This is a genomic window from Scytonema sp. NUACC21, assembly GCF_054684315.1.
In genome coordinates, this window is record NZ_BAAFZH010000001.1 from 1 (window position 1) to 5,373 (window position 5,373).

The 5,373-nt window shown below is 42.9% G+C and carries 7 protein-coding genes, 3 pseudogenes and 1 riboswitch; of the genes and pseudogenes, 7 read left to right on the forward strand and 3 right to left on the reverse strand.

The window, feature by feature from the left end:
- The coding region (locus ACYRY3_RS00005) for a DUF928 domain-containing protein (protein ID WP_460199885.1) at positions 1-329 on the forward strand (329 nt) is incomplete at its 5' end.
- A 37-nt stretch (positions 330-366) separates the two neighbouring features.
- On the opposite strand, the gene ACYRY3_RS00010 is transcribed toward ACYRY3_RS00005, so the two are convergent.
- Positions 367-489, reverse strand: coding sequence for a CHAT domain-containing protein (locus ACYRY3_RS00010; protein ID WP_460199886.1), 123 nt, complete (start codon positions 487-489; stop codon positions 367-369).
- On the opposite strand from ACYRY3_RS00010, the gene ACYRY3_RS00015 reads away from it, so the two are divergent.
- The 4 genes and pseudogenes from ACYRY3_RS00015 to ACYRY3_RS00030 all read left to right on the forward strand — a co-directional run.
- Positions 484-1,110, forward strand: coding sequence for a sodium/proton-translocating pyrophosphatase (locus tag ACYRY3_RS00015; protein WP_460199887.1), 627 nt, complete (start codon positions 484-486; stop codon positions 1,108-1,110). The two genes, ACYRY3_RS00010 and ACYRY3_RS00015, sit on opposite strands and share 6 nt — an antisense overlap.
- 138 nt (positions 1,111-1,248) lie before the next feature.
- Positions 1,249-1,350: riboswitch (SAM riboswitch) on the forward strand.
- Between the two features lie 468 nt (positions 1,351-1,818).
- Positions 1,819-2,082: an alcohol dehydrogenase catalytic domain-containing protein gene (locus ACYRY3_RS00020; protein ID WP_460199888.1), complete on the forward strand. Its 264-nt coding sequence runs from the start codon at positions 1,819-1,821 to the stop codon at positions 2,080-2,082.
- A 2-nt stretch (positions 2,083-2,084) separates the two neighbouring features.
- On the forward strand, positions 2,085-2,399 hold the full coding sequence (locus ACYRY3_RS00025) for a hypothetical protein (protein ID WP_460199889.1): 315 nt from the start codon (positions 2,085-2,087) through the stop codon (positions 2,397-2,399).
- A gap of 57 nt (positions 2,400-2,456) precedes the next feature.
- Positions 2,457-2,549: pseudogene (locus ACYRY3_RS00030) on the forward strand (hypothetical protein); the annotation flags it as partial.
- 63 nt (positions 2,550-2,612) lie between these two features.
- Here ACYRY3_RS00030 and ACYRY3_RS00035 read toward each other — a convergent pair.
- Positions 2,613-3,149 (reverse strand): annotated as a pseudogene (locus ACYRY3_RS00035) (ketoacyl-synthetase C-terminal extension domain-containing protein); the annotation flags it as partial.
- Positions 3,116-3,451, reverse strand: a complete 336-nt coding sequence (locus tag ACYRY3_RS00040) for a pyridoxal-dependent decarboxylase (RefSeq protein WP_460199891.1) — start codon at positions 3,449-3,451, stop codon at positions 3,116-3,118. The gene ACYRY3_RS00040 and the pseudogene ACYRY3_RS00035, both read right to left, overlap by 34 nt.
- A gap of 273 nt (positions 3,452-3,724) precedes the next feature.
- Here ACYRY3_RS00040 and ACYRY3_RS00045 point away from each other — a divergent pair, with 273 nt between their 5' ends.
- Entirely contained in the window at positions 3,725-4,600 is an 876-nt protein-coding gene (locus ACYRY3_RS00045) for a YcaO-like family protein (protein ID WP_460199890.1), read from the forward strand.
- A gap of 207 nt (positions 4,601-4,807) precedes the next feature.
- A pseudogene (locus ACYRY3_RS00050) lies at positions 4,808-5,373 on the forward strand (Hsp70 family protein); the annotation flags it as partial.

Below are 5,373 nucleotides of genomic sequence, written 5' to 3' on the forward strand. Positions count from 1 at the left end.
CAGTGACACCACTGGAAATTGGTCAGAACTACCGTTGGATCTTTTCTTTTATTTGCAATCCGCGAAACCGTTCTGCTGATGATGTTGTTACAGGGTGGGTAAAGCGAATACTCATAGATCCCGATTTAAAAAGTCAGTTAGAATCAGTAACAACACAACGAGAGCGTATATTGCTCTATGCTGCGAACGGTCTATGGTACGATGCCATTAGTGCCTTAGCACAACTCCGTTGCTCTCAACCACAGGAGGAAGCAATTCAAGATGATTGGTATAATTTGTTACAATCTGTTCATTTAGGAGACATAGCATCAGAACCCATTGTTAGCTGATGTGCTGCAAAACCCATTTGTTAATATACTTATAAAATTATCGATACTCGCCCTGCAATACAAAAGCAGCCCAGTAGTATGGTTCTTGCCATTGCTTGTGCTGCCACATCTCTAATTGAGTTGCTCGGAGTGCCTTTGTCGGTGATAGCCCTTCGTGCAAAATTCCTCGGTAAAACCTGTAAGTACAGATGCTGTTCAAAAAGCATTAAACATGGGTAACTGGGGTTCTATTATTTTAACTGCAGTTGCTGCTTACTTTATTACAATGCACATTTTACCAGAAACAATGGTTTTACGTGGTGCCGAATTCACTCGTAATGGTGTAATTGGTGCAATAGCTGTTGGTTTAGTTGTAGGTGCTTTAATGAGTATTATTACTGAATATTATACAGCTATGGGTAAAAGACCAGTTTTAAGTATTATTCGTCAATCTTCAACTGGCCACGCTACCAATATTATTGGTGGTTTAGCAATTGGTATGGAATCTACCTTCCTTCCAATTCTTGTATTGGCTGGAGGTATCTGGGGCTCATACGCTTGCGCAGGCCTTTACGGTGTAGCCATTGCTGCAGCCGGAATGATGGCAACTACTGCTATGCAATTAGCAATTGATGCATTCGGTCCTATCGCAGATAATGCCGGTGGTATCGCTGAGATGAGTGAATTGCCAGCAGATGTTCGTGAAAAAACATACCACAACTTTGATAGTTATAGTATACACTACGGTGTTATTGTTCTACAACAGTATAAATTCAAAATACCAAAAAGTCATATTCGCTAACTAACCACCAACCGCTCTGCCGCAAGGCAGAACCCCCAAAAACCTACAACACTACAACGTTGTAGGTTTTTATTTTTTCAAAACCCTTGCAAATGTGAATTCTGTGTCATTACTTTGCATCGTTCATTAACATTATGTTTGTTATCACGAAAGCCGGAGGGAATAGACCCTGTGAAAGCTTAGCAACCCTTTGCCAAAAGAAGGTGCTACATTCTATCTCAATTTGAGAAAAGATAACCCAGAGATATTCTCTCTTACTTTCCTGATACTTTTATGATATTGTCACACTGAGCTTGTCGAAGTGCTTCAAGGCAGAAAACAAAAAAGGATGCCGCTGCAATCGGGGCTAATAACTTACTGCTAACATATGGAAAAAATTCAACTTACCCTATTATTTAAAATTATCGGGCTCGGTTCGGCTTCCGGATTGGTGTATGTCTAAAGTCATATCGTAAATTTCCAGAGTTGCGATCGCGACGAACAAGGCACTTATTCCAGTCTCAAAACAACTTAAAAACCTAAGAGAACCATCATGAACTAATATCACCAACTCCTTAAAGGGCTGCAAGTTTTGATCGTGAGCTTTCTTTTTTCCTCCCTTGAGTACTTGTGGCAGCCAATGCGATGTTGTTGCGCCCCATAAAACTAGCTGAGGGGGCCTGAAATGAAATTTAGTAGTTCAAACCATAAAAAGAGGATGAACAAGCTATGGTAAGCAATCGTGGAGTAGTCTATATAGGTCCTCGGAAAGTCGAGGTTCAAAATATTGACTTCCCAAAACTAGTTGACCCTCGTGGCAAGAAGTGCGAGCACGGTGTCATTCTCAAGGTGGTCACCACGAACATCTGCGGTAGCGACCAGCACATCTACCGGGGCCGTTTTGCCGCTCCAGAGGGGATGACGCTGGGTCATGAGATTACTGGTGAGGTCGTCGAGGTGGGACGGGACGTGGAGTTTATTAAGGTGTATTGAAAATGCCAAGTGGTGAGTTGAGAAAGATTTTGATCAACTGCGTTGCAACTGTTGGTGTGGTAAGTAACAGTGATCACAACCTAGAAACAGCCGGTAAAGCGGGTGTGAACCGTTGGAAAGGTATCCGTCCTCGCAACCGTGGTGTAGCGATGAACCCAGTAGATCACCCAATGGGTGGTGGTGAAGGTAGATCTTCAGGTGGTCACCCAAGAAGCCGCACCGGTAAATACGCGAAAGGTGAGAAGACAAGAACAAGAGGAAAAGGAAGTGATAAGCTGATCATCCAACGTAAAAACGGAAGCAAGCTCGCTAAATAAGAAGTGAGTAAGTGGATTCAAATTCAAATTATCAAAATTTCAAATTAACACAGTAATATGGCTCGTTCAATTAAAAAAGGTCCTTATGTAGCTGCCAAATTAGAAAAGAAAGTATTAGCAGTTAATGAGGGCAAAGCCAAAAAGGGAGTGATCAAAACATGGAGCCGTCGTTCTACCATAACTCCTGATTTTGTTGGACACACATTTGCAGAATTGCCAAGGTCTAGAGTCATCAAAATGTTGAATTTCAGGAGCTTCTTCCAGAATCACATGGGCATTAGTTCCACCAAAACCCAGGGAACTCACTCCTGCTCGACGGGGAGCCTTGTTAGCTTTCCACTCCCTAAGTTGAGTATTAACGTAGAAGGGGCTGTTGGCAAAATCAATCTCAGGATTGGGAGATTCAAAATTAAGGCTAGGAGGTATTTGTTTATATTTTAATGCTAAGACAGTTTTGATAAGACTTGCTACACCAGCTGCTGTATCTAAATGTCCAATGTTTGGTTTTACTGAACCAATAGCACAAAATCCGTTTTTTTGTGTAAAAGCGCGAAAAGCCTTAGTCAAAGCAGCAACTTCAACTGGATCGCCAGTCGCTGTTCCTGTGCCATGAGTTTCTATATAAGAGATATCATCAGCATTGATTGCAGCATTTGCCAGCGCCTCTACAATCACTTCAGCCTGACCATTAACACTAGGTGCCGTATAGCTAACTTTTAAAGAACCGTCATTGTTAATTGCTGAACCTCTTTAATTGGGTCAGTGGCACTTTCTTCAGTACTGCCCATAACAGCAACGACTGTATAGACTGGTCTATGTTCGGCAAGGCAGTCTTGCAACAACGTTTCTAGGTCAGGAATACTCATGCGGGCATTTATATCCACGGGAACGTCAATCATGTTTGCCGCTCCAATTCCTAAGAGCGCAGCTGCCTTGGGAAATGAGTAATGTTTTGTTCCTGGGACAAAAAATACAGGTGATTTGGGAATATCACTGAGAAATTGGCGGCTAAACTCCTGTATGCCAAGATTTTGTAGCGAATACTTTGACATGGCTTGAGCGATCGCCGAGCGCGGAATTTGATATTCTTTAGTAAGACGACCGGGCAATGCGAGAATATCATCGCTTTTGAGGTTGAGTAGTGACCAAGTGTCCAGCTTAATTAGAGGCGCTATTTCACCCCTTGCGAGGGAAACACTAATATCTTTTGCAGTTGCAATTGTTGCTTCATTTTTTAAAGCCGCTTGTAAGGCAAGAGGATAGAACTTGAGATTTCGCGCCGACCAGATTGCCTTACTCTTGAAGAAGCAATTCTGCAAGGGTTTATGGAGTTAGTAGAGCGGGATGCTGTCGCGTTATGGTGGTATAACTCCTTACAAAAGCCTCGAGTGGATTTAGATAGTTTCGACGAGCCCTATTTTCAAAACCTGAAACAATATTATCAAACTATTAATCGGGAACTTTGGGTTTTGGATATTACCAGCGATCTGAATATTCCAGTTTTTGCTGCTGTTACTCGAAGAAGCGATCGCTCTGTAGAAGATATTGTTTTGGGTTATGGTGCTCATTTCGATGCCAAGATTGCTATTAGTCGAGCCTTGACTGAAGTTAACCAAATTTTACCTAACGTTTTATTTGCAAACGCTGATGGAAGTACTCAATATCCTCCATCAGCCGATCGCTTAGCGGTAGATTGGTGGAAAACCGCAACTTTAAGCGATCGACCATTACTAGTTCCAGATAAGAGAATTGCTGCTAAAGTCAGTGGCGATTATCGCGAAATGGCAAGTGACGATTTACTCGAAGATGTCAAGCTCTGTCAACAAATCGTTGAGAACAATGGTTTAGAAAGCGATGATTTGTTTGTAACCAATGTGGAGCGTTTGGCTACCGGTATCGAAAAAGGGATTGCCAATTCAATTTTGGTAAAGGTAAACCAAATCGGAACCTTATCGGAAACCATCGCAGCAGTAACCATGGCCCATAATGCAGGGTATACCTCTGTAATGTCACATCGTTCGGGAGAAACTGAAGATACTACGATTGCCGATTTAGCCGTTGCACTCAACTGCGGACAAATCAAAACGGGTTCGGCTTCTCGTTCCGATCGTATGGCCAAATACAATCAATTGTTGCGCATCGAGGAGGAATTGGCTGAAACCGCGTATTTCCCAGGTGAAAAAGCTTTTAAGCAACGATAAGTTGGTTTTGATTTCATAAACTAGCCCTATCATAAGTGTTGATGGGGCTTTTTTTATGCAAATTCTCGTCTTGTCCCCGCAATTGCTCATTGAGTTGAAGTGCATGTGAAGATTTGTTTATCTTTGATTTCTTACATAAAAAAGCATGCGTAACGGATTTATTGTCGGTTTTATACTTCTATTTTTCTGGGGTGGTGCACAACCCCAGAGGCGGAAATCAACCTGCCTTTCATCACTGCAACTCAGGATGGTCCCAAGCACTTGGATATGACCCTAACTCGTACCCAGTTTGAAAAACTGTGTGCTGACCTGATTGACCGCTGTCGCGTGCCTGTTGAGAACGCACTCCGCGATGCTAAATTAACTAAGAACGACATTAATGAAGTCGTGTTAGTTGGTGGTTCTACCCGCATTCCTGCTGTACAGCAACTTGTGAAGAACCTGTTGGGTAAAGACCCCAACCAAAGCGTGAACCCCGATGAAGTGGTAGCTGTTGGTGCAGCAATTCAAGCAGGTGTACTTGGTGGCGATGTTACTGGTATCTTGTTGTTAGACGTAACACCACTGTCTCTAGGTTTGGAAACCTTGGGCGGTGTCATGACCAAGATTATCCCTCGCAACACTACCATTCCTACCAAGAAGTCCGAAGTCTTCTCTACCGCTGTGGATGGTCAAACTAACGTGGAAATTCACGTTCTCCAGGGCGAACGGGAAATGTCAAATGATAACAAGAGCTTGGGTACTTTCCGTCTCGATGGTATTCCCCCAGCACC

Bases quoted from the DNA above. Each gene is read 5' to 3' on its own strand.
- ACYRY3_RS00045 (WP_460199890.1), top strand. From the start codon at position 3,725: ATGGAGTTAGTAGAGCGGGATGCTGTCGCGTTATGGTGGTATAACTCC.
- ACYRY3_RS00025 (WP_460199889.1), top strand. From the start codon at position 2,085: ATGCCAAGTGGTGAGTTGAGAAAGATTTTGATCAACTGCGTTGCAACT.
- ACYRY3_RS00040 (WP_460199891.1), bottom strand. From the start codon at position 3,451: ATGTCAAAGTATTCGCTACAAAATCTTGGCATACAGGAGTTTAGCCGC.
- ACYRY3_RS00020 (WP_460199888.1), top strand. From the start codon at position 1,819: ATGGTAAGCAATCGTGGAGTAGTCTATATAGGTCCTCGGAAAGTCGAG.